The sequence below is a fragment of the Phascolarctobacterium faecium DSM 14760 genome, assembly GCF_003269275.1.
GTDB lineage: Bacteria > Bacillota > Negativicutes > Acidaminococcales > Acidaminococcaceae > Phascolarctobacterium > Phascolarctobacterium faecium.
In genome coordinates this window covers 57,271-79,781 of sequence record NZ_QLTS01000002.1, presented here as the reverse complement: position 1 = coordinate 79,781, position 22,511 = coordinate 57,271, and the positions used below count along the sequence as shown (strand labels likewise).

The following is a 22,511-nucleotide window of genomic DNA, read 5'->3' as shown; positions in this document are numbered from 1 at the left end:
TTATTAGAGGCATACATGGAATATAAAAATATTTTACTGATCAAAATGAGTTCATTGGGTGATATTTTGCACACGCTGCCTTTTGCGGCAGCTTTGCGGCAGCGTTTTCCCAAAGCGAAAATAACATGGCTGGTGCATCCGCAGTTTGCCGGTTTTGTACCTGATCCGCCTGTTATTGATGAGATAATTTATTTTGATAAGGTAAAGTTCAATAAAATGAATTTACTGGCTAAATTGGCGTATTTCCAGGAAATGCGCCGATTATTGCATTCTAAAAAATTTGATCTGGTAATAGATATGCAGGGGTTGTTTAAAAGTGCGGTGCTTGCAGCTATCAGCGGCTGTTCTGATCGCATTGGATATTGTGAAATGCGTGAAGGCAGCGGGTTGGTCAGTAAAGCGATTTGCGGCAGTCACAGTAATGACCATGTTATTGAGCGTTATCTTGATGTGGCACGTTATTTAGGCGCTTCGGCAGAGCAAATTGTTTTCCCGTTGCCTGATTTGTCCAAAGAGACTGTTTCTGTGCAGGAAAAATTACAGAAAAATGAGCTGCAGGGTGAATATATAGTTGTTGTTCCCGGGGCAAGGTGGAAAACAAAAGAGTGGCCGGCAGAGCATTATGCCAGTTTGATCAAAATGATCATTGCTGATGGCTGCAGTGTTGTTTTGGCAGGTGGACCTGATGATACTGCTAAAGGAGAAAAAATTACGGAGTTGGCTGGAAAACCTATGCAGCTTATAAATTTGATCGGACAGACCAGTCTGCGCGAATTAGCAGCGCTTATTAAAGGCTGTAAGCTTTTTATCAGCGCGGATACAGGGCCGCTGCATTTTGCAGCAGCGTTGAAGAAACCTTTGATTGCTATGTATGGACCGACTAAAGCTGATCGGACCGGCCCGTATGGCTCTGATGACGCGACGGTTATTTTGAGTACGGCTGCATGTGCCGGTTGTTTAAAAAAAGAATGTGACGACTGGCATTGTATGTATGACATCACACCTGAGATGGTATATGCGGTTTATATCGAGAAAAGCAGGAGGCTGTAATGGTTGAACTCAATGGCAAGAAGATACTGGTAACGTTTTTAATGCACTTGGGTGATTTGACTTTAACGACGCCTTTTATCCATGCTCTGCGTAAAGCTGCACCTGATGCACATATTACTATGCTGGTAGATGAAAAACTAAAAGATGTGGTGCTTTTTAATCCGTACCTTGATGAAGTTGTCACGATAGATAAAAAAGGACGTGACAACAGTATTTTGTCTCTATGGGCCTGTTCCAGGCATTTAAGCAAACTTGATTTTGATGTGCTCATTAATTTGCATCCTAACGAGCGCTGTTCTTTTATTGATGCGATGACAAGTGTTAAACTGCGTACAGGTACGACGCATAAAATATTTAAGTGGTTTTGGGATGTTTTTACGCCGTTGGATAGGTCTATGCATGCTGCTGATATGTATCTTGATGTATTGCAGCAGTTAGGTGTGCAGGATCTGAGTAATAACGGTCTGGAAATTTTTCCGGGGGAAGAACATTTTTTAGAAGCAGAGCTTTTCTGGCAGGAACAAAATATTACTGATCAGGATAAACTGATTGGCTTTAATATTGGCAGCGCCGTACCGACTAAACGCTGGCCGCCGGAACGTTTTGCTGAGGTTGCAGATATTTTTGCGGCCAAGGGGTATAAAACAGTATTTTTTGGCGGGCCAATGGATGAAGAGATGGTTGCGGAAGCAACAGGTTATATGCAAACGCGGCCGATTATTGCAACAGGACATTTTGCTATTGGCGGGCTGGCCGCTGCAATGCGCCGTTGTTGTTTGATTATTACTAATGACAGCGGTCCTATGCATGTGGCTATCAGCCAGAAGGTGCCTATCGTTGCTATGTATGGACCGTCAAATCCGAAGCTTTATGGTCCTTATACAAAGGATGCTGTAATAGTTACGGCACAACCGCCTTGTCAGGGATGTGCAGACGGAATGAAACACAGCTGCGATGATTTGCAGTGTATGTCCAGGATGACGGTAGAACAGGTTGTGGCAGCAGCGGAGAAAATGTTAGAAAAATAAAATCAACCAGTAGTAAAATATATTGTTGTTGATTTTACGAAATGTTAGAAAATATGAGACTATTGAGGGATGCTAATGTTTGATCGGGAGTATTTTGAAAAGAATGAATTTGTAAAGAAAATATATAGTTTTGAAAACTTGCAATGTATAGAAGATCAAAATGATGTAATGCATATTTGTTTTAATATAGATATTAATTTTTTCAGACCTACAGGAGTCACAATTACATCTATATTAGAGAATAACTCAAATATGAAATTTGCATTTCATATTTTTACTGATGCTGTAAGTAAAAAAGATTTGGAAGCTTTAGAAAAAACTACCGTTAAATATAAACAAAGTTGCTATGTTTATTTAATGGATATGGCTCCATTTGCTAATTTTCATATTAAACATCCACGATTCAAAAAAGTTAGTTATTTTAGACTATACATGCCCAAGGTATTGAAAAAAATAACAAGATATTTTTTATATATTGATGCTGATTTGATATGTATCAACAGTATGGAAGCATTTAAAAAAATAGATTTAGAAGGGAAAGTATTAGCAGCTGTTTCAGATTTGCCTGAGGCGGTAAAGACTAGAAGTGATTTTTTAGGGCTCAAAAGTGGTAAATATTTTAATTCGGGTGTTCTATGGATTGATACTGAAAAATGGGAAGAGAATTCCATAACTGAAAAAGCATTCAGTTATCAAGGACGCGATCCCAAAAGCTTTACGTGCCATGATCAGGATGTATTGAATCTGGTTATGGATGGTGATATAAAGTTTATTGACGAAAAATTTAATCATTTGGGGTGTGATGGTAGCAAAGTACCTGAAAGATGTATAATTTATCATTTTTTTGGCAGAGAAAAGCCTTGGAATTTAGCATTAACAGAATATGATAAAATGTGGAGACGATATTTAGATATATCTTTTTGGGATAGTGTTGATGATCCACTGCCAGAACGAAAGCCGGAAAATTATCACAATTTTAAACAAGCCGGGAAATTTTTTAGAAAACATCATAATTGGCAGAATGCTTTAAAATGTTATTTATGGTATGCTATTTTAAAAGTCAGGCTGAAAATAAAATCATAAAAATAAAGCCGTAAACACTTGTGTTTACGGCTTTATTTTATAATCTCCAAAAATTATAACCAGAAGATGTAAGCTCAGATAGAGAACAGATATTTTTTAGATCAATAAAAACTTTTTCTGAATTTGGCAATGGCTTAAATAGATTATCCATATCAAGTAAATTCATAATTTTAAATTCATCATGTGCCACAGCCAAAACAAGACAGTCAACATTTTTTATATCGTTTAGCTGCTTTAGGTCAATATTATATTCATTTTTTACTTCTATGATATCTGCCCAGGGATCTGTAATGTCTGGGGAAATTCCATATTCTTTGAGCCTTTTGACAATGTCAATAACTTTTGAGTTTCGAACGTCAGGGCAATTTTCTTTAAAGGTGATTCCCAAAATTGCTACTTTTGCATCAATAACTTTTTTACCTGCCAGTACCAGCTGTTTAATAATGGCATCTGCAATAAAAGTGCCCATGCCGTCATTTATTTGTCGGCCAGAAAGTATTATCTGACTGTGGTAACCAAGTTTTTCCGCTTCATAAACAAAATAATATGGATCTACGCCAATACAGTGGCCACCAACTAAGCCTGGACGGAAACCGAGAGCATTCCATTTCGTGTTCATAGCATCAACAACTTCGTTTGTATCTATTTTCATTTTATCGAAAGCCATTGCCAATTCGTTCATAAAAGCTATGTTGATATCACGCTGGCTGTTTTCAGCAACTTTGGCTGCTTCAGCAACTTTAATGCTGGAAGCACGATATACTCCTGCTTTTATTATAAGTTCATAAACTGATGCTATTTCGTTTAGTGTTTCCTGATCCATGCCGGATACTATTTTTTTTATATTTTCTAAACGATGGATTTTATCACCAGGGTTTATTCTTTCAGGAGAATATCCGACTTTGAAATCAATACCGCACGTTAAACCAGACTCTTTTTCCAAGATTGGAATACAGATATCTTCTGTAACCCCCGGATAAACAGTTGATTCGTAAACGATGATAGAACCAGGCGCAAGATTGCGGCCTAAAATAGTGCTGGCTCCGATAATAGGACCAAAATCGGGAGTTTTATCCTGATTTATAGGCGTTGGAACAGCAATGATATGAAAGCTTGCATATTGCAACTGCTGTTCGTCTGTTGTGAAATTTATAGTAGTTTTTTGTATTTTTTCATTTCCTACTTCGTTGGTTGGATCTATACCGGATTTATATAAGGAAATTTTTTCTTTGTTCAAATCAAAACCGGTTACGTTTATATGGTCTGCAAATGCAATAGCCAAAGGCATACCAACATAACCCAATCCTATTACAGCAAGAGAGGTTCTTTTTTCAATAAGATTTTTAAAGTTCTGCATTATTGACTCCTATTTGTTAAGCCAAAGTTTTCTGGCTTCTTCTTCTGAAATAAATTCTTCAGGATTTCTGATATTTTCAGTTAAATATTTGTAACGTTCCCAACTTGCCTGCGAGATGAAAGATTTATAAACATGAGCTGGACATCTGTCTGATTCAGCCCAACAGAACGCATGCGTTAAAATCTGAAGGCGGTCATATTTTTGGCTGGTAATTAACTCATATGGGTTATCACGCCAAAAAAATCTGGAATCAGAACAGTATTTACAGTCATGGAAAAATTCTTTTGAATAAACGTTTATCAGTCCAGGAAATTTTAAATTGTTTGCTAATGCTGTTGGTGTTGGTCGATGGAATGCAATCAAATTAACCGGAGCTTCTAAAATTTCTTCTAATATATGCTTCTCAGACTGGATAGGTTTGTTCAGATCAGTATTATCATAAGCTGTTGTATCAAAATGCAGACCAATAGTAAAACCTCGGTTATGCATATCTCTAAGCATTTTTCGAACACGTTTTTCCATAGGATTGTAAAAACCTGTAGATAGTAGAACGAAATAATTTGACTTAATACCTAAAGATTCTTCAAAAAGAGAAAATTTATAACTGTCTTTGATTGAAAAATCTATATCATGTCGTAAAATTACTGATTTTTCATATTTTTTGTAGTTATTATAATCAGTGATAGAATAATTATATTGTTTTAATAGAGAAATCAATTTTTCGTAACTGGAATAGCTGAAATCCATTATTTATATTGTCCTTTCAAATATACGGATGATTGATTAAATAAATTCATAATAATTATAGAATAAACTTCCGACGATTACAAGGGATACTTGGTGTGTTTATATGTTATAATAAAATAAAGATGTCATGGAGGCTTTTATGAAAAAAATTGCTGTGGTCATTTTAACAAAAAATGAAGAGAAAAATATAGTTGCAGTTATAGAAAATGTCTGTAAGATTACCGACGAAATAATTATTATTGATTCCGGAAGTGATGATGCAACTGTTGGATTGGCTAATTTACATGGCGCAAGGGTTCTTTACCGTAAATGGGATAATGATTTTTCAGCTCAGCGCAATTTTGTTTTAGATAAAACTGATGCTGATTATATTTTATATATAGATGCTGACGAAAGACTGTCATTTGAACTGATTGAGTCGGTAAAAAATGCTGTGGATAAATGCGAAGCCAAGCAATATAGTTTTATGCGGAAAATTGAAGCTTTTGATTTTGGATATAATCATGGAATTTTTGCACCGGATGAAGTAATAAGACTTTTTCCCAGACTGGAAGTAAAATGGGAACATAAAGTACATGAGCGGCCAGTTTGCAAATTGCCTAAACAGAAGCTTTCTGGAATTCTTATGCATTATACTTATGATTCCTGGCAGCAATGGCTTGATAAAGCTGGTCAGTATACTTCTATCTGGGCTGAAGATAATTTCAGTAAAGGAAAACGCGTAGGGAAAAGTGCTGCTTTTACTCATGGAATTTATGGCTTTATCCGAGCTTATTTTTTACAATTGGGGTTTTTAGATGGTTGGGCAGGACTTTATTCAAGTTTACAGCATTTTTTCTACACTCTGCTAAAATATTGGAAGTTATATGAATTACAGCAAAAAAATAAATAATGGCGGACTAAATGGTCCGCCATTATTTATTTTGTAGTGTCATCTTTAATGTACATTTTCCCAAGATCGGTAGTTAACATTTCACGAGTAAATTTATATTTTGGTGAGGCTAAGCTGTTTGTTTCATCAAAATGATTAGATTTTATATTAAAAATACTGCACATCAATTCGTAAGATAAATCATTGGTAAAATATTTATTCTGATTATCTGATAAAGTTTGATAAATTTCTTTATTCTTTTGTATATATTCATCTGAAAAATAAGCAAACATTGGTATACGTACAGTGCCGAATCCGTCAAAATTAGGCGACCGTCTTTTATCAGGCAGGGTTCCGTGGTCAGAGAAATAAAGCATGGCTTGCAGATTAAGCTTCGCAGAAGCGTAGTTGTAGATTTTTTCTAAAATAGAGTCAGTATAGGCGATGGAATTCAGATAATTTAAAATTAGGTCATATTTGCCAGGAGTACCCCATTTTGTGAATTGAGATGGATAACGATTGATAAAATTAAAATGATTGCCTTTTAAATGAATAACAACGAAATTATTTTTTTGTGGATTTACTTCTTCAAGATACTCCAGCAGCGCTTCATCATATTGTACCTGATTTAAATTTTGCTTGGTCCATTTTGCAGTCTGAGAAGTGTTGGCAACTAATGTTACAGGAGTATCGGCACAGCCTAAATGACCCTGGTTACTATACCAGGATGTTGTATAACCTGCCTTATGCGCAATATCAATAATAGAACAAGATGTATAAAACTGTTTGTCATTATATTGATTAAATTCTGTTAATGCGCGTTCTAGACAGGAAACTGTATGAGCGATGCAGGAGTAGCTATTTGGAAAAAGTAAAAAATGTGGATCTTCTTTTTTGGCTTTTAACCAGGGTGTGGTATCATATTCACATTCGCTGAAGGCGCTCATATAATCACGCGATTCTGATTCACCGATGATCAGCAAAATAGTAGAAGGTTTATCAAATACTGGTTTTTGTGGTGTAACCTGAAGATCTTTTAATCTCTCTTTCATGTTTTGAGTATATAATTTAGTTGTTTCAAAGTATTCCTTGACATCTAAATATAATTCAACAATACCTGTGCGTACAAATACGCCTTTACCTTTTTTCCATAAATAGATTGTGAGGAAAGCAACGATTGCCAACAGTGTTATAAGCTGGTAAATATTTATAGAAATTGACGTACTTACGGAGGCATCTATGTTTAAATAAATAAAAATACCGTAAACTGAAGTTGGAATAACGAAAATTAATAAATTAACAGGTATGGAAAACGATTTGAAAAATTCTAGTATTTCGTTGTAGTGTGTTTCCTGTAGCATCATCATGCTGTTTTCGTCAATGCATGATTTATATAAAAAATAAAAAATCCACTGTGAAATTGGAATAAGCAAAATTAAAAATTCTACTGTTGTTAGTATAATCAAAAAAGTAATTGGGAAAATGTTGAAATTTAGTACAATAATTTTTAGTGCTGTGAGCCAGCCTATAATATATAATCCGAAAACAGTATCAAAATGGAAGCCGAAATCAGTGGAATTTTTGTGATAGGTGTTCCAATATAATAAAGGGTAGGTGATTATCCAGGATATACCAACTGCCATACTCGTAAGTAATAAGCTATTAGTTAACTGGATTTGCGCTGTTGCAGCAGGTGCGACAGCCAAAAGTGCGCAGGGGAGGAAACGTCTTAGCTGGAGGAATTCTGCTTTATGACCTAATCCATGAGATACTTTTACATAATATAAATATGAAATAAAATATAATAATGCTGTCAATAACAGATATTTAAACATATTAACCTCCGTAAAATATTAATGATAATTTTATTATAAGGTTAATAGAGGGTGATGTAAAGCAAATGATAGCTGTATTATCCTAGTATATATGGTATAATGAAACAATATAATATGGAAAGTTTGTTGGATTGGACAAGGATATTATTATGGATAAACATATAAATGTCGTATTAGCTTCTGATGATAACTATGCACAGCATGTAGCAGTTGTTACAGTATCTATTCTGAAAAATACAAAATTTGCAGATCAATTGCATTTTTTTGTTTTAAGTGACGATATAAGTGATAAAAAAATAAAACTTATAAAAAAAACAGTAGAAAAATTTAATGCGAAAATAGAATTTATTGATATAGGACATGACAAGCTAAAAAACATTTATTTAAGCGGACATGTAAGCCGAGCGGCGTATTTCAGACTGATGATTGCTGATTTGGTACCTGAAGATGTAAAAAAGATTATCTATCTGGACGTGGATTTGCTGGTTTGTGAAGATATTTTTAATTTGTGGAAAATTGATATTTGTAAATTTCCAGTGGGTGCGGTGCTTGACTACGGGATAATTACATCCTCGAGAATGCGGAAAGAGAAAAAGGCTGTGATAGGGATAACAGATAGTTACAGATACTTTAACTCTGGAGTTCTAATTATTAATGTTGAAGAATGGCGCATAAATGGCTATGGTCAAAAAGTTTTGGACTTTGCACAAAAAGAACAACTACCGCATCATGATCAGGATGCGTTAAATAAAATTTTTATGAATAATTGGTATGAAATACCGTTGAGGTGGAATGTTATTCCACCTGTATTCTATTTATTCAGCAAGATATTACTCAATTCTAAATTTCGCAATGCTGCAGTATGCGCAAAAGCAGTGCCTGCAATTGTTCACTATGCCGGTAGATATAAGCCTTGGGAATTTCCAAAATATAGCGGCTTTAATGACAAATATTATTTGTATTTATCAAATACAGATTTTTCAGAAGTAAATATGCCACAGCCGAGTAAAAATATGCAGGGGAAATCTATCTGCAGGCAGATTATAAGACTGAAAATAGCAGATTTATGGTTGAAAATTTTTGTTAAATAACAGGAGTGTTTATGATGAAGCCCAAGTATAATAATATTTTGATTGATGCCGTAATGCATTTAGGAGATTTAATACATGCAACTACTCTTATTCCGTTACTGAAACAGCAATATCCGGATGCCAGGATATCATATTTAGTTAAACCGGAATTGGTTGATTTGTTTAAAAATATAGATAATATTGAGTACGTAATACCATATAAGTATAAAAGTAAAGGTGATTATTTTTCGGTTTTCAGAATGGCCAAAGAAATAAAAAAATATAATTTTGATCTCTCTATATCATTAGATCCGAGATTAAGGTTGTCGGCAATGATGTGGTTGGCTGGAATACCAACAAGGGTAGGGTCGGAAAGTCTTTTTGGATGGCAAGCAGGTACTGAAAGGTTCTTTTTTTCGGATTATTTTAGATTAAAAGACTATGATGTAAAAAAACATTCTGCGGCAGAGAATTTTCAGTATTTAGTCAGACTGTTCTTAAATGAATTTGATGGATCTTTTTTTGTTCCTGCTTTCAAAAAAGCGGACTTTGAAAGTATAACGTATATAGAAAAACAGTTAAATGAATTACCGGAAGCAGCATTAAAAATTGTGATGAGTGTGAATACTGTTGATAGCAATAAAAACATACCACCGCAGATTTTTATTGATTTAATTAATAATATGGCAAGAAAATATCAAATTGTAATTATTTTTGCAGGTATTAATAATGATCGAATTGTAATAGATAAGATAAAAAAAGAGATAGGGGGAACAGTACTAACATTTGATTTATGTGGAAAAACTAATTTAGTACAACTTAACGCACTTTTTCAACAAGTCGATTTTTTAATAAATTTAGATAATGGTATGGGCCATTTTGCAGCAGCTGCTGGTTGCCCTACAGTAACTATTTTTACTAATTCGCCTTTAGTTCAGTTTAAACCACTTCACAAAAAAACATTAACAGTTGGTGGAAGTTGTGGGTGCATTGGAGAATGCAATAAAAATTTGCGTGAAACATGCGGGTTTAAATGTCTCTATGATATTTCGGTAGATATGATAATGGAAAAGGTAGATATAATGGTTAGGCAGTTGCAGGGGCAAACATATGAAGGGACTATGAAAAATGAAAAAAACTGATTGCCCTAAAGTTGTTATTGGTGTTTGTACATATAACAGGTGTAAAGATTTAAGAAGACTACTGCAGTCTTTAATAAAATTAGATTATCCGAACTTTGAGATTATAGTGGTAGATAATAATTCTACAGATCAAACGGCCCAAATTGTTTCGGGTTTTGAAAAAGTCAAATATGTTTTTGAAGAAAAACAAGGACTGGCATATGCTAGGAACTGCCTGCTGAACAAATGTGGCAAGGATACAGAATATTTGGGAATGCTCGATGACGATGAAACAGTCAAGGAAGATTGGATTTTAAGAATGCTGGACTGTTTTCAGCTTGACGAACGTATTGCTGTTGTTGGAGGACCACACATACCTTGCTTTGAAATCACGCCGCCTGCGTGGATGCCATATGATTTTCATGCCTTTAATTTAAATGTACGTGGTATCGGTGTGTATTCTGTTAGAATGGCAGCTGGTGGTAATGTTATGCTGCGTATGGATATTGTCAAATCAAAAAAGATACTGTTTGATTATACTCTTGGATATAATGGAAATGTTCTTTTATCTGGCGAGGATAATGAATTTTTTTGTAAAGTAATGGGGAAGGTACATTTGTGTGGGTTTACAGAATTTGCTCCGGTGAAACATTATATTGCTAAGGAACGTATGACAGTTAAATGGTTTACTAGAAGGTACTTTTATGAAGGAATTACACAATATCATAGATTTGGAATTTCTGAATATTTAAAAAACTTTTTACAGTTACCATTACGAATAGTGAGACTATGTTTGGTAATCTTTACATTTGATAAAGAGAAAATTGCAGCGCGTTTTTTTAAAGTTGTCATGAATATTGGTACAGTTTTAGCACCTTTAATTTTGACGGTGAGATAGGAGTGCAGTCTTAGGCATGTTGATTTATAGAAAAGTATTACAGATATTACGTTTGTTGTGTTTGTTCCTTTTGCCGATTGGAATAATGCTGCATGAAATGAATTTTACAAATGGTATTTTATACCTTGCGTTTTTTATTTGTGTATTAAATTTTAAGAAAGATAAAGAACGGTGGCAAAATTTTGAGCGTAAATTTTTGTTTTTGATAATTTGTTTTTGTGTAGGGTTACTGGCTAGTAATTATTATAGTACTGATTTTGCTGTCAGCATGAAGTGGGCAAGAAGGTATTGCTATTGGATATTACCTGGAATTGCAATATACGGGTTATGGATACGGGAGAATATCGGTCGTTATTTATTTGTAAGTGGGTTAGCATTAGGGGGGATCATTTTATGTGCTTACGCTGGTTATCAGGACATCGTTTTGGGTTTGAACCGCTCTGGGAGCATGTCTACAGGCCCTAATAGTTTTTCCGCTATCATAGCTTTAGCAGCACCGTTTGTTTTACTCAACATTCCTAATTTGTTGATTAATATTGTAAACTGGCTGATATTTTGGAGTGGTATTGTGATAAGTCAGTCCAGAGGCTCATTTTTGGCGTTGGCCTTTGTTTCATTAGTTTATTGTTTTAATGAATTAAGAATAAGATGGAGTTTTACTTGGCGGCAAATGATTGCTTTGCTGTTGAGCATAGTGGCTTTGGGTAGCTTATTATTTATTATGGACGATGAGCCAAAAACTAAACCTGGTATTTTGCAAAGATTGTCAAATACCAGTAAAATAAGTGGCGATGATGAGCGAATATTATTATGGGGATCTTCTTTAAATATGATTAAAGATTTTCCTGTTCATGGGGTGGGATTAAGGCAATTCAACGATATTTATATTAATGGAAATTATATAAATGTTAAAGCGCGTGAGCCGCATTTAGATTCTCCTCATAATATTATTTTGCATTATCTAACAGAAATGGGCTTGATTGGAACCGTTCCGCTAATGGCTTTATTTGTATATATTGTTTATTGGTCTGCGAAAAATAGGGGAAATCTAATGGCAAGAGCCATGTTATATGCAGTGGCTGCGTTATTTATAAATAATATGGTAGATTATCAGTTTATTGTTAAGCAGTACTATCAACTGTTTTGGTGCCTTTTGGGAGGAACTATCGCAGATGTTTATTTACAAAAGGAGAAGTTTATCCGTGGATGAAAAGAAACCTTTGATTAGTATAATTGTGCCTGTATATAATGTTGAAGATTACATTGAAGAATGTCTTGAGTCTCTGGTTAAGCAAACATATAAAAATTTAGAAATTATTTTAATTGATGATGGGTCTACAGATAACAGTGGAGAAATTTGTGATGATTATGTTCTGAAGGATACTAGAATAAAATGTTTTCACCAAATAAATCAAGGTGTCGGTGCGGCTAGAAATAAAGGCTTAGAAGTAGCTGAAGGAGAACTTATTGGCTTTGTAGATCCAGATGATTACTGTGATTTGGAAATGTTTTTGGAAATGTATAAATCAATGAAAGAAGATGAAGCTGATATTGTATGTTGTAGATGGATAACTATAAATAGAGGGCTAATATCTGGAGTTTCAGGATATGAATTTGCAGAACAAAAAAAGATTTTGAGTAATTTGGATATGGCAGAATTTTATGTGCAATCTATGGATTGGCCAGTTTGGAATAAATTATTAAAAAAAAATGTTGTCAAAAGCATCAAGTTTCCAGAAATAAGGTATAATGAAGACTTTTTTACAGTATTTCAGTGGTTGTACAATGCCAGCAAAATTGTATATATTAATAAGCCGTTATATAATTATAGGATTCTACGAAAAGGAAGTATCACAGAAAACAGGGATACTGTTTTGATGAAAAATACTTTGGCATTAGAACAATTAAAACTATTCGAAAAAAAATTAGTTGAAATAAATAATTGCAAGCTAAAATCTAATTTTGATATCAGATATTTGCGTAGTTTATACGATTTACGCTGTAATGTTGAAAATGTAGAAGAATCTGAAGAAAAAATAACTTTACTCAACAAGATAAAACTAGAGATCAAGAATCTTGATATGTATAAAAACAGCTTGGGACGTTCAAAATGTTTGAAACTATTTTTGTTGGATAATTTTAAATGCGGTTATAGCTTGTTAGTGATTTGGGAAAAACTTTTTAAAAATATAGAGAAAAAAATTAGGGATAAAATCAAGGTTAAATAATAGAGGTAATAGATATATGAATATCATGTTAACTGATTTTTGGAATGTTGTTAATTCTTCAGGTGGTGCAGAAAAGGTGCTTTGCCGTATGGCAAACGAGCTTGTTGATCGTGGGCACGAGGTAACCGTAGTTTGCAGTGACCCTAAAAGTGGTAACCCTTTTTTTTATTTATCGGATAAAGTAAACTTTGTGAACCTAAATGGCAAAGGATGTTTTGAAAAAGGGTCATTTTACCTGCGCATACAAAGAGAGTTTTTTAGAATATTAGGGACTCTTGACAAAGATAAAATGTATATTAAAACAAGATTTGGGAGACGTATAAAAAAAGATTTTTCGAAGTTAATTGAGAATATAAATCCTGATGTTATTATAACTTTTGATCCTAAATCTTTGCTGGTCTTAAAGTGTTTATTGAAAAATACTTTACCTACAATAGCGATGCTGCACATGGAAGCAGTGCACTTTTTTTCTAAAAACCGTATCAGTCCCAGCTTGTTAAAAGCATATAGGTCAGTTGATTGTATACAGGTTTTAAGTAGAAAAGATATAGAAATAGTGAAAGAATTTTGCGGCAATATAGAAGTTGTTTATATTCCCAATACAGTGGATATGCCGGATAAAATTATAAAAACTAAAAATTGTAATAAAATTATAAATATTGGGCGTATTGATGGTGATCATAAACGTCAATTAATTTTGATTAACGCTTTTAATAAAATAAAGGAATATTTTCCTCAATGGCAACTGGAAATTTGGGGTGGCACATATACGGAAAAACAAAATCAATATAAAAATGAAATAATTGACTATATTGGAGAAAATAAATTAGAAGAGAAAGTATTTTTGATGGGTGAAACTAAAGATATTATTAATAAATTGATGGATGGAGATATTTTTGCTTTTCCAAGTAAATTTGAGGGTATGCCATTAGCACTGATGGATGCGATGAGTGTGGGATTACCAGCTATAGGATATAAGTCATGTGCGTCTGTAAATGAATTGATAATTGACAATTTTAATGGATTTTTATGTGATGATGGCATAGACGATTTTGCAGATAAACTAAAACTTTTAATGTCTGACGCTGATTTAAGAAGAAAATTAGGCGGAAATGCAAGGGAAAGTATGAAAGCTTTTGCCCCTGGGAAAATATGGGATGAATGGGAAGCTTTGATAAATAATGTAATCAGAATTGGTAGCGGTAAATAAATTTTATGGAGCGCTTTACATGTCTAAAAAAACGTTGTTCGGCGTCGATTATACTGACAAAGAATGGATCAAGATAATTTTATATTTGTTTGTTGGCGGGACGGCGGCGCTGGTAGAGTGGGCGTTTTTTTACGGCTTTAACCAGGGGATAGGTATGGAGTATATGCTGGCGACGGCTGCAGCGTTCTGTCTGGCAACGCTGTATCATTATTTCCTGGGTAATATTTTGGTTTTTACCAGCGGTGCCAGATATGAAAAGGGTAAAGAACTGTCTTTAGTTTTTGCCGTTAGTATTATGGGGCTTGCTTTTAATTTGATTTTAATGTATATTTTTGTAGGAATGATGTTATTGCAGCCGATGTTTGCCAAAGTATTGGCCAGCTGCATTGTAGTCATTTGGAATTATCTAGCCCGTAAAAAGTGGATTTTTTGACAGCGCGTATCTGCCAGGTAATATTGGGTAGATTGTGCTATAACGATGAAGTAAGGCCAGTTGTATTTGCTGGATTGATGAAATAGGAGATTAGGATATGCCGAATCGTGTCGACATTGCAGCTTTTCAAAAAGTAATGATCGTTTATAATCGGAACTCTGGCAAGCAGTTGTTTGCAAGTATGCTGGCAAGAGTAAATGAAGTAAAAAAAAGATTGAAACAGGTCATTGATCCGAAAAGCTTGGAAATTGTTGAAATTAAGTCTTTCGAGCAGGTTGAAGGTCTGGCAGCTCGTATTTGTCAGGAAAAATATGACTGGATAATTGTTGCAGGCGGTGATGGCACTTTGCGTGCAATAATCGATGTTTTTGCCAAACATGAACATATGCCGTATGTCAGTGTTTTTCCTGCAGGGACAGTTAATTTGGTAGCAAAAGAACTTTTAATGAGCAATGATCCAGCAAAATGGGTCAAACGCGTTAGCAAAGGAATTGTTTCGCCTGTGCAGCTGGGTAAAGCCAACGGTCATATTTTTTTAACGGTAGCAGGGATCGGGTTCGATTCGCTGGTAGTCGATAACGTATCTGAACTGGAGAAGAAATTGCTGTCAAAGCTGGCTTATGTTTGGCAGGGAACAGAGATGATGCGGAAAGAATTTGTCTATAGTAACTGGCGCTATAAGTTTCAGGTGCGGTTAGATGATGAGGAAGAATGGTATGAGGCTTCGTCTGTAATCGTTGGTAAAAGCCGTTATTATGCAGGCCGTTATAGCTTGTTCAATGGGGCTTCATTATGTGTGCCGCAGCTGCATGTAGCTATTTTTACCGGTGATACCAGGGCTGACTTTATGCGCTATGCAGCAGTCATTGCGATGGAAGCGCTGCAGCTTGATAAAAGTATCATCATCAGGCATGCGCAGAAAATAGAGATTCGTTGTAATGTGGAAGATTTCGCTGCTGAGCTTGATGGGGATGCTATTACTTCAGCACCGCTGCAGATAGAGCTGCATCCTGTTCCAATCAACTTTTTAGCATAAGTAAGCGGATGTGAAAATATGTATAGGCGCAGTATTATCTTGGTAATTCTTTTGCTGCTTTTTGCGGCTGAAGCATTTTTTGCGCGTCAATTTTATATTGAAATAGTACCGTTTCCTGAAGACGAATGGTGGATGACGGTCGTTAATAATTGCCTGCGGGACCTGCTTTTAGCTGGTGTAGCGGGCTTATTGTATTTCAGGAGAAATCGTCTTGCTGATCGTACGAAACGTTATTTCCCGGTGGTTGTTATCGGTGTGCTGTATTTGCTGATTGCTGGCTTTATGGTCAATCAGCTGAGCCTTGATAAAGGGTTTTTAACGGTATTAGCTGTCCTTACAGGTTTAAACAATAATATTGTTTTAGTACTTTTGGCGGCAATGTGTTACCATAAATGGCCTTCTATGCTAATGAAGTCAGTTTATTTTGCTGTGTATTTTATAACTGCGCTGACAATGATTTTTGATGCGTTTTATTTTTGGCAGACTTCGATGCATGTCGAAAGTGTTTTGTTCAAAAATTTAAATATTTATGCTGTTCAGGGTGTTTTATCAGGTATGACGGCGATACAGCTTGCAGGGATAGGTTTTGCTGTTGCTGCTGTTTTATTGTTATTCCGGGTGACGAAGCCTCAAAAACGTAAACCGAATTTTGCCTGGTCGCTGTTGTGCGTATCCGTATTTTTTCTGGGCTTGAATCTTTCATATTGGTCAATGGTGCAGGTCAATAAATATATTTTGACGGAATATGTTTGTGTTTGGGGCGACGAAACCAGTGAAATGATCCGCAGTGATTATCGTAATTTATTGACGACGCCTGTCAATATTAATTTTGCCAGCAAAATGTTGTTTGATACGGATAAGATCGCCAGACGTAAACATATTGAGCAGCGCCCTCTGACAGCAAAAGACGAACGCGTGCTGAAAGAACTGGGGATTTTAAGGACGCAGCAGGTGCTGCAGCCGTTGGAAGCACAATATGATAAAATTGTATTGCTGGTTTTGGAATCAGTACATCGTGATTATATAGGTTTTTATAATAAAAATATTCCGCAGGAAACGACACCGTTTTTAGACAGCTTGCTGGCAAAATATCCTCGCCTGGATAATTACTATTCTTCAGCGATCCCGACAACGCAAGGCTTGAATGCGACTTTTCGTTCACATCTGATTTTTGATGAAGAGATAAACGGTGCAAAGCAGGGGTCCCTGTTCAGATCTGTACAGGAAGCAGGCTGGCGCGGTATTTTTATGAATGCGTCCAGTCAGTATTATAGTAATGAAGTGCGCGAATATCCGCAGCAGTTTGGCATGCAGGAGTATTATGCCAAAGAATACCTGCAGGATCTGGGATACAGCGGTGCCAGCGGCTGGGGTTATCATAATGATGTGTTGTATAAGGAAACGCTGCGGCTTTTAGAAGCCGGGCGTAAAGATAAAATGCTGCTGGTAACCAAAACGCTGGATATGCATCAGCCATATCCTTACTATGGTATCAGCTGGGAGAATATGCCACCGGCAGTACGCGATCACGAGCTGGTGACGATTCGAGGCATGTATTGGGTCGATCAGACACTGAAAAACTTTTTTGAGGAAGCTGAAGCTAAAGGTTTGATGGATGACAGGACTCTCTTTATAATTACAGCTGATCATAATCCTCATTCAGGTGGAGAATATACAAAAATCGTAACTAATGAGAATGACAGGAAAAGTATTGCCCCTATCCCGTTGCTTTTCGTATCTAAAAATTTACAGCCGTTGAATAATTTAATGACGAAAGATTATGCTTCTCAGATCGATTTGGCTCCGACCTTACTATATCTGGCTGGTCTTAAGGCTCCGGAAGATTTTATGGGACGTAATTTGCTGGAAAGTGTCGAAACGCCGTTTGCTTTAGGATATTTTGGCGGAAAGGCATTCTATTATTCTGCTGACCTGTCTTTTGAAGATCAGATGGATAATCCTTCGCCGGCTACAGAATATGAAGATGCGCTGACAAATTATATAATTCATGAATATTCCGAACGTCAGCTTAAAAATCAATAAAAATATTCAGCACATAGTGAATGTATTTTGTATACATATACGTAAATACTGGAATTTTACATTGCAGCAATGCTATAATACCTTGTATTAATTTTTTGGGAGGGGTTATTTATGATGGTAATTATTGGTGCAATTATTGTTATCGGCGTCATTTATCTGCTGTTGAAAAGACATGAATCAAGAATGGTGCTGATTGCTGCAGGTATTTTAATGGCTGTTATTGCTGGTAAACCTATGGCAGCATTGGATGCATTTGCTAAAAGTATGACAAATGCCGGACTTATTACTTCCGTATGTTCCTGCATGGGTTTTGCTATGGTTATGAAATATACCGGCTGTGATAAACATTTGGTTGTCGCTATTGGTAAAGTGCTGAAAAAAATGGGCTTTATGCTCATACCTGGTGCTACTATTGCGACTTTTATCATTAATATAGCAATTCCAAGCGCGGCAGGCTGCAGTGCTGCTGTCGGTGTTATTTTTATTCCTATTCTGATGTCTGCCGGTATCCACCCGGCGATGGCAGCAGCTGCCGTAAAATCAGGTACTTATGGGAGTATGCTGAATCCCGGCCTGGTACATAACGGCGTTATTGCCAAATTGTCTAATGTTGAAATCACCGAAGTTATTACTCACCATATGATGGCTGATATCGTTGGTGTTATTATCGCTGCAACCACATTGACTATCCTTGCTATTTTCCTGAAAGAAAATAAAGGTTATCTGCCGGAAGGCGGTAACGATGCGGTGGCTGAGGATTTAAAGATTAATCCGCTGTATGCTCTGATGCCGCTGCTGCCGGTAATTATTTTACTGGTTGGTTCTACAGGTATGGCACCGATTCTGAAAATGGGTGTGCCTCAGGCTATGTTGATCGGCGCTTTGCTGAGCTTGGCTGTGACTCGCAGTAACCCTACTAAGCTGACGAAATCTTTCTTTGATGGCATGGGGGATGCTTATGCCAATATTATTGGTATCATCATTTCTGTTGGCGTTTTCGTTTCCGGAATGCAGTCTCTGGGGCTGGTCAAAGCCCTGATCAACTGGATGCTTGAATCTACCGGCATCGTTAAGATCGCTGCAACCTTTGGCCCGTTTATTCTGGCAATGATCTCCGGTTCCGGCGATGCTGCAACTGTAGCTTTTAACGAAGCTGTTACTCCGCATGCGGCACAGTTTGGATTGCAGGCTATTGATATGGGTTCCATGGCTGCCTTGGGTGGAACCTTGGGACGGACAATGTCTCCGATTGCAGGTGCGACCATTATCTGCGCCGGTATTGCCGGTGTCGATCCGATGGAAGTTTGCAAACGTAATGCTTTGGGTATTACTCTGGCCTTGCTGGCAGGCATGGTCATTCTGCTGTTCTGATTTTAGCAAGGAACGCCCGCTTTTGTTGCGGGCGTTTTTCTATTTATTTATTTACAATACTGTATTTTGCAAAAAATCTGCGTTCTGCAGCACTATGCTTAACATTTTTTTGTGATATAATAAACGTCGGAGGGATAATGTGAAAATTGAGAATTTCATACAGGCATTAAAAGAATATCAAAGCCCTTTGGTTTTCAATCCTTGGCGTGATTACGACCCCAAATGTGATATAAGCAGTGATGCTCCTGTTATCCGTGCGGCTAATTTGACCAGATATTTACAGCTGCGTCAAAAGGCGCATTATTTATTTATTGCGGAAGGTCTTGGTTATCAGGGCGGACATTTCTCGGGAATGGCGATGACTTCCGAACGGATTTTACTGGGCCTGCATCCTGATATAAAGCCTGAGGCAGTTTTAGGTGAATGGGATTACCGCAGAACCAGTAACCCTGAAAGTGAACTGCTTAAAAGTACACAAAAACAAAGCGGTTTTAATGAGCCTACGGCTACAGTAATGTGGAATACTTTGGCAAGACATGAATTGTCAGCTTTTGATACCATTTTATGGAATATTTTTCCCTTTCATCCGCATAAAAAAGATGATCTGCTTACTAATCGAACTCCTACGAATGAGGAGCTGGATGCGGGTATAGAATATGCAAAAATGCTGTTGGCTTTAGTGCCAACTTTAAAAATAGTTGCTATTGGTCAAAAATCAGCAGGGACACTGCAGCGTTATGGAGTTGAATGCGTAGCTTGCGTTCCGCATCCATCCATGGGAGGCGCCAATCGTTTTAAGGCTGCAGTTGCACAGCTGTTTACTAACGGGGAATGATTATGGAACAAGCGCATGAAAATAAAATGACGCGTGACGAAACCTTAAAAGTAGCATTGATGGTAGGTAAAATTTTACTCAAAAGCGGTGCGGAAACGTATCGTGTAGAGGATACTATTAACCGCTTTTGTATTGCTAATGGCTATGAAGTTGATATTTTTGTAACCCCGACGGTAATAATTTTGGGTAACGAACAGGTTGACAGTTTTAACTGTGTCAGCCGAATTCGTTATCGTACCACCAATTTAGGCATGATCAGTGAAATGAATGATATGTCTTATAAATTTGAGCGCTGGCCAATGAGCTATCGTGGAACGATGGCCTGGCTGGAAGAAAAACTGAAAGCACAGGTGCCTTATGGCAAATGGAAGGTTTGTCTGGCTTCTGCTATAGCATCAGCTTCTTTTTCGGCGATGCTGGGCGGCAACAGCCATGATTTTATTGCTGCTTTTATAACTGGCGGTATTGCCATGCTGGTTTTGAAACAGATTGCAGGCTATCGCCCAAGTGCGTTTTGGGAGAATGCGCTGGCTGGTGTGGCAATTGGTGTCGTAGCGCTCATTTGCTGTGCTGTAAGCGTGCAATGCACAATGGAAAAAATCATTGTTGGTGCTTTGATGCCTTTTGTACCTGGTGTGGCTTTTACTAATGGTCTGCGTGATTATATGGCAGGAGATTTGCTTTCCGGCAATGCGAGGATAGCAGAGGCTCTGCTCTTTGCTGCATCTATTGCTATTGGTATCGCTTTCGCGCTGCGTGCCTGGGTATTGTGGGGGTGGGATTTATGGAAATAATCACTTCCTTTATTTTTGCATTTATTGCAACAATGGCTTTTGCGGTATTATTTCAGTCACCTAAAAAAATCTTGCTGACAGATGGTTTGATTGGAGCTGTTGGCTGGGTGGTTTTTATAAGTCTGCGTGATCAGATGGGTTACAGTTCGTTTTATGCCAACTTTTTCGGGACGCTTGCTTTGGCGCTCTTGAGTGAGCTTTCAGCACGGATTTTTAAACAGCCGGCAACTGTTTTTGTCATTCCCGGTATTATTCCGTTGGTTCCTGGGTTAGGTATCTATAAAGGGATGTTTGCCGTAATCAATAATGATTATAATGGCGGTATGTCGATTCTGCTGACGGCAATAACCGATTCGTGCGCTATAGCCGTTGGTGTGATGCTGGTTTCCAGTTTATTTCGTGTTCTGAAGATCAGGAAAGACAGAAGATTTTTAATCAAGTATCATGGTAAGGACGTTTGCTGAGGCGATAGAAGATGACAGATAAAAAGCAGGATGAGAAAAGCTTTGACAGTTCTAAAATCAATACACAGGAACTGCAGAAATATAAACAGGATTACAGCGAGCACAGCTTTAAGGAAAAACTGCGGAAATATGCCAAAATAATTGGTGTAGGGGCAGTTTATAAAGTGCTGCAGCTGTGGTATGTTTTACAGAAACCTGATGTGCCGTTGAAACAGAAAGCACTTATTACGGGAGCTATCGGCTATTTGATTGCGCCCTTGGATTTTATTCCCGATTTGACGCCTGTTTTAGGTTATAGTGATGATTTTGTGGCTATTACTTATGCTTTATTGCAGGTTCAGGGATATGTGGATGCAGAAGTTAAAGAAAAATCTAAGCATTTTATTGAAGATATTTTTGGGACTGATGCTGCCAGTGAATTAGACTAAACTTGTTGTGGAGGGTTAGATTTGGGTTTACTAGAGTTATTGCTTTTAGCCGTAGGTCTGGCGATGGATGCTTTTGCAGTTTCTATCTGCGGTAGCTTGGCTTTAGCTCCGGCTTCGCGTTTTAGTGGAGCCTTGCGTTTTGGCATCTGGTTTGGATTTTTTCAGGCACTGATGCCTGTTGTTGGTTTTTTCTGCGCAATAAGGTTCAGATCTTATATTGAAACCTATGATCATTGGATAGCTTTCATTCTTTTGATCTATTTGGGAATCAACATGCTGCGTGAGGCCGATGCTGCTGACAGCTGTAATTTAAAGCAGCATTATAATATCAGGGAAATGCTGACATTGGCTGTAGCTACCAGCATCGATGCTTTAGCGGTTGGTGTGAGTTTTGCTTTTTTAGATGTGGATATCTGGACTGCGGCCGGGCTGATCGGTCTGGTAACTTTTATCTTTTCTATGGTAGGTGGTTTGGCTGGCTTCAGGTTAGGAGAGAGGATCGGCAGCAGAGCTACGTTAGTGGGCGGCTGTGTCCTTATCATTATTGGGACGAAGATTCTTTTGGAACATACCGGCTGGCTGTAATTTATAATTTTGAAAGGTAGTGTT

General features: G+C 36.9%; 22 protein-coding genes. 19 read left to right on the top strand and 3 right to left on the bottom strand.

The window, feature by feature from the left end; genetic code table 11:
* Nucleotides 1-15: 15 nt before the first annotated feature.
* The 3 genes from waaC to C8D73_RS04210 all read left to right on the top strand — a co-directional run bounded on the left by waaC (nt 16) and on the right by C8D73_RS04210 (nt 3,161).
* Nucleotides 16-1,050, top strand: a complete 1,035-nt coding sequence (waaC, locus tag C8D73_RS04220) for a lipopolysaccharide heptosyltransferase I (protein ID WP_021718080.1) — start codon at nt 16-18, stop codon at nt 1,048-1,050.
* A complete protein-coding gene (locus C8D73_RS04215; RefSeq protein WP_113077416.1) occupies nt 1,050-2,078 on the top strand; it encodes a glycosyltransferase family 9 protein in 1,029 nt (342 codons plus the stop codon). Before waaC ends, C8D73_RS04215 begins: the two co-directional genes overlap by 1 nt.
* Before the next feature lie 75 nt (nt 2,079-2,153).
* Nucleotides 2,154-3,161, top strand: a complete 1,008-nt coding sequence (locus C8D73_RS04210; RefSeq protein WP_021718078.1) for a glycosyltransferase family 8 protein — start codon at nt 2,154-2,156, stop codon at nt 3,159-3,161.
* 37 nt (nt 3,162-3,198) lie between these two features.
* Here C8D73_RS04210 and C8D73_RS04205 read toward each other — a convergent pair whose 3' ends face one another.
* Together C8D73_RS04205 and C8D73_RS04200 are read right to left on the bottom strand one after the other, a co-directional pair.
* Nucleotides 3,199-4,518 carry a nucleotide sugar dehydrogenase gene (locus C8D73_RS04205; RefSeq protein ID WP_021718077.1) on the bottom strand — a complete coding sequence of 440 codons (1,320 nt, stop codon included), beginning with the start codon at nt 4,516-4,518 and terminating at the stop codon, nt 3,199-3,201.
* Between the two features lie 9 nt (nt 4,519-4,527).
* Entirely contained in the window at nt 4,528-5,265 is a 738-nt protein-coding gene (locus tag C8D73_RS04200; protein WP_113077415.1) for a polysaccharide deacetylase family protein, read from the bottom strand.
* 139 nt (nt 5,266-5,404) lie between these two features.
* Between C8D73_RS04200 and C8D73_RS04195 the strand changes: the two genes are divergently transcribed.
* Nucleotides 5,405-6,157 (top strand): glycosyltransferase family 2 protein, encoded by a 753-nt coding sequence (locus tag C8D73_RS04195; protein WP_113077414.1) that lies wholly within the window; start codon nt 5,405-5,407, stop codon nt 6,155-6,157.
* A gap of 26 nt (nt 6,158-6,183) precedes the next feature.
* Here C8D73_RS04195 and C8D73_RS04190 read toward each other — a convergent pair whose 3' ends face one another.
* Nucleotides 6,184-7,971 (bottom strand): phosphoethanolamine transferase family protein, encoded by a 1,788-nt coding sequence (locus C8D73_RS04190; RefSeq protein WP_113077413.1) that lies wholly within the window; start codon nt 7,969-7,971, stop codon nt 6,184-6,186.
* A 149-nt stretch (nt 7,972-8,120) separates the two neighbouring features.
* On the opposite strand from C8D73_RS04190, the gene C8D73_RS04185 reads away from it, so the two are divergent.
* The 15 genes from C8D73_RS04185 to C8D73_RS04115 all read left to right on the top strand — a co-directional run bounded on the left by C8D73_RS04185 (nt 8,121) and on the right by C8D73_RS04115 (nt 22,487).
* Nucleotides 8,121-9,062 (top strand): glycosyltransferase family 8 protein, encoded by a 942-nt coding sequence (locus tag C8D73_RS04185; RefSeq protein ID WP_021718073.1) that lies wholly within the window; start codon nt 8,121-8,123, stop codon nt 9,060-9,062.
* An 11-nt stretch (nt 9,063-9,073) separates the two neighbouring features.
* Complete coding sequence (locus C8D73_RS04180) at nt 9,074-10,183, top strand: glycosyltransferase family 9 protein (protein WP_021718072.1); 1,110 nt, start codon at nt 9,074-9,076, stop codon at nt 10,181-10,183.
* Complete coding sequence (locus tag C8D73_RS04175) at nt 10,170-11,060, top strand: glycosyltransferase family A protein (protein WP_113077412.1); 891 nt, start codon at nt 10,170-10,172, stop codon at nt 11,058-11,060. The genes C8D73_RS04180 and C8D73_RS04175 overlap by 14 nt, the downstream gene beginning before the upstream one ends.
* A gap of 16 nt (nt 11,061-11,076) precedes the next feature.
* Nucleotides 11,077-12,270 (top strand): O-antigen ligase family protein, encoded by a 1,194-nt coding sequence (locus tag C8D73_RS04170; RefSeq protein WP_021718070.1) that lies wholly within the window; start codon nt 11,077-11,079, stop codon nt 12,268-12,270.
* A complete protein-coding gene (locus tag C8D73_RS04165) occupies nt 12,263-13,288 on the top strand; it encodes a glycosyltransferase family 2 protein (RefSeq protein WP_170123166.1) in 1,026 nt (341 codons plus the stop codon). Before C8D73_RS04170 ends, C8D73_RS04165 begins: the two co-directional genes overlap by 8 nt.
* A 16-nt stretch (nt 13,289-13,304) precedes the next feature.
* A complete protein-coding gene (locus C8D73_RS04160) occupies nt 13,305-14,498 on the top strand; it encodes a glycosyltransferase (RefSeq protein ID WP_113077410.1) in 1,194 nt (397 codons plus the stop codon).
* Nucleotides 14,499-14,517: 19 nt separating this feature from the next.
* Nucleotides 14,518-14,931 carry a GtrA family protein gene (locus tag C8D73_RS04155; protein WP_113077409.1) on the top strand — a complete coding sequence of 138 codons (414 nt, stop codon included), beginning with the start codon at nt 14,518-14,520 and terminating at the stop codon, nt 14,929-14,931.
* Nucleotides 14,932-15,028: 97 nt separating this feature from the next.
* Nucleotides 15,029-15,967 (top strand): diacylglycerol/lipid kinase family protein, encoded by a 939-nt coding sequence (locus C8D73_RS04150; RefSeq protein ID WP_113077408.1) that lies wholly within the window; start codon nt 15,029-15,031, stop codon nt 15,965-15,967.
* An 18-nt stretch (nt 15,968-15,985) separates the two neighbouring features.
* A complete protein-coding gene (locus C8D73_RS04145; RefSeq protein WP_170123165.1) occupies nt 15,986-18,010 on the top strand; it encodes an LTA synthase family protein in 2,025 nt (674 codons plus the stop codon).
* A 111-nt stretch (nt 18,011-18,121) separates the two neighbouring features.
* The gene (dcuC, locus tag C8D73_RS04140; RefSeq protein WP_021718064.1) at nt 18,122-19,381 is read left to right on the top strand and encodes a C4-dicarboxylate transporter DcuC; all 1,260 of its coding nucleotides are present in this window, start codon (nt 18,122-18,124) and stop codon (nt 19,379-19,381) included.
* A gap of 139 nt (nt 19,382-19,520) precedes the next feature.
* On the top strand, nt 19,521-20,216 hold the full coding sequence (locus C8D73_RS04135) for a uracil-DNA glycosylase (protein ID WP_113077407.1): 696 nt from the start codon (nt 19,521-19,523) through the stop codon (nt 20,214-20,216).
* Between the two features lie 2 nt (nt 20,217-20,218).
* On the top strand, nt 20,219-21,010 hold the full coding sequence (locus C8D73_RS04130) for a threonine/serine exporter family protein (RefSeq protein WP_044491796.1): 792 nt from the start codon (nt 20,219-20,221) through the stop codon (nt 21,008-21,010).
* On the top strand, nt 21,001-21,474 hold the full coding sequence (locus C8D73_RS04125) for a threonine/serine exporter family protein (protein ID WP_021718061.1): 474 nt from the start codon (nt 21,001-21,003) through the stop codon (nt 21,472-21,474). Before C8D73_RS04130 ends, C8D73_RS04125 begins: the two co-directional genes overlap by 10 nt.
* Nucleotides 21,475-21,485: 11 nt before the next feature.
* Complete coding sequence (locus C8D73_RS04120; protein ID WP_113077406.1) at nt 21,486-21,902, top strand: YkvA family protein; 417 nt, start codon at nt 21,486-21,488, stop codon at nt 21,900-21,902.
* A gap of 63 nt (nt 21,903-21,965) precedes the next feature.
* Nucleotides 21,966-22,487, top strand: coding sequence for a manganese efflux pump MntP (locus C8D73_RS04115; RefSeq protein ID WP_173020267.1), 522 nt, complete (start codon nt 21,966-21,968; stop codon nt 22,485-22,487).
* Nucleotides 22,488-22,511 lie beyond the last annotated feature (24 nt).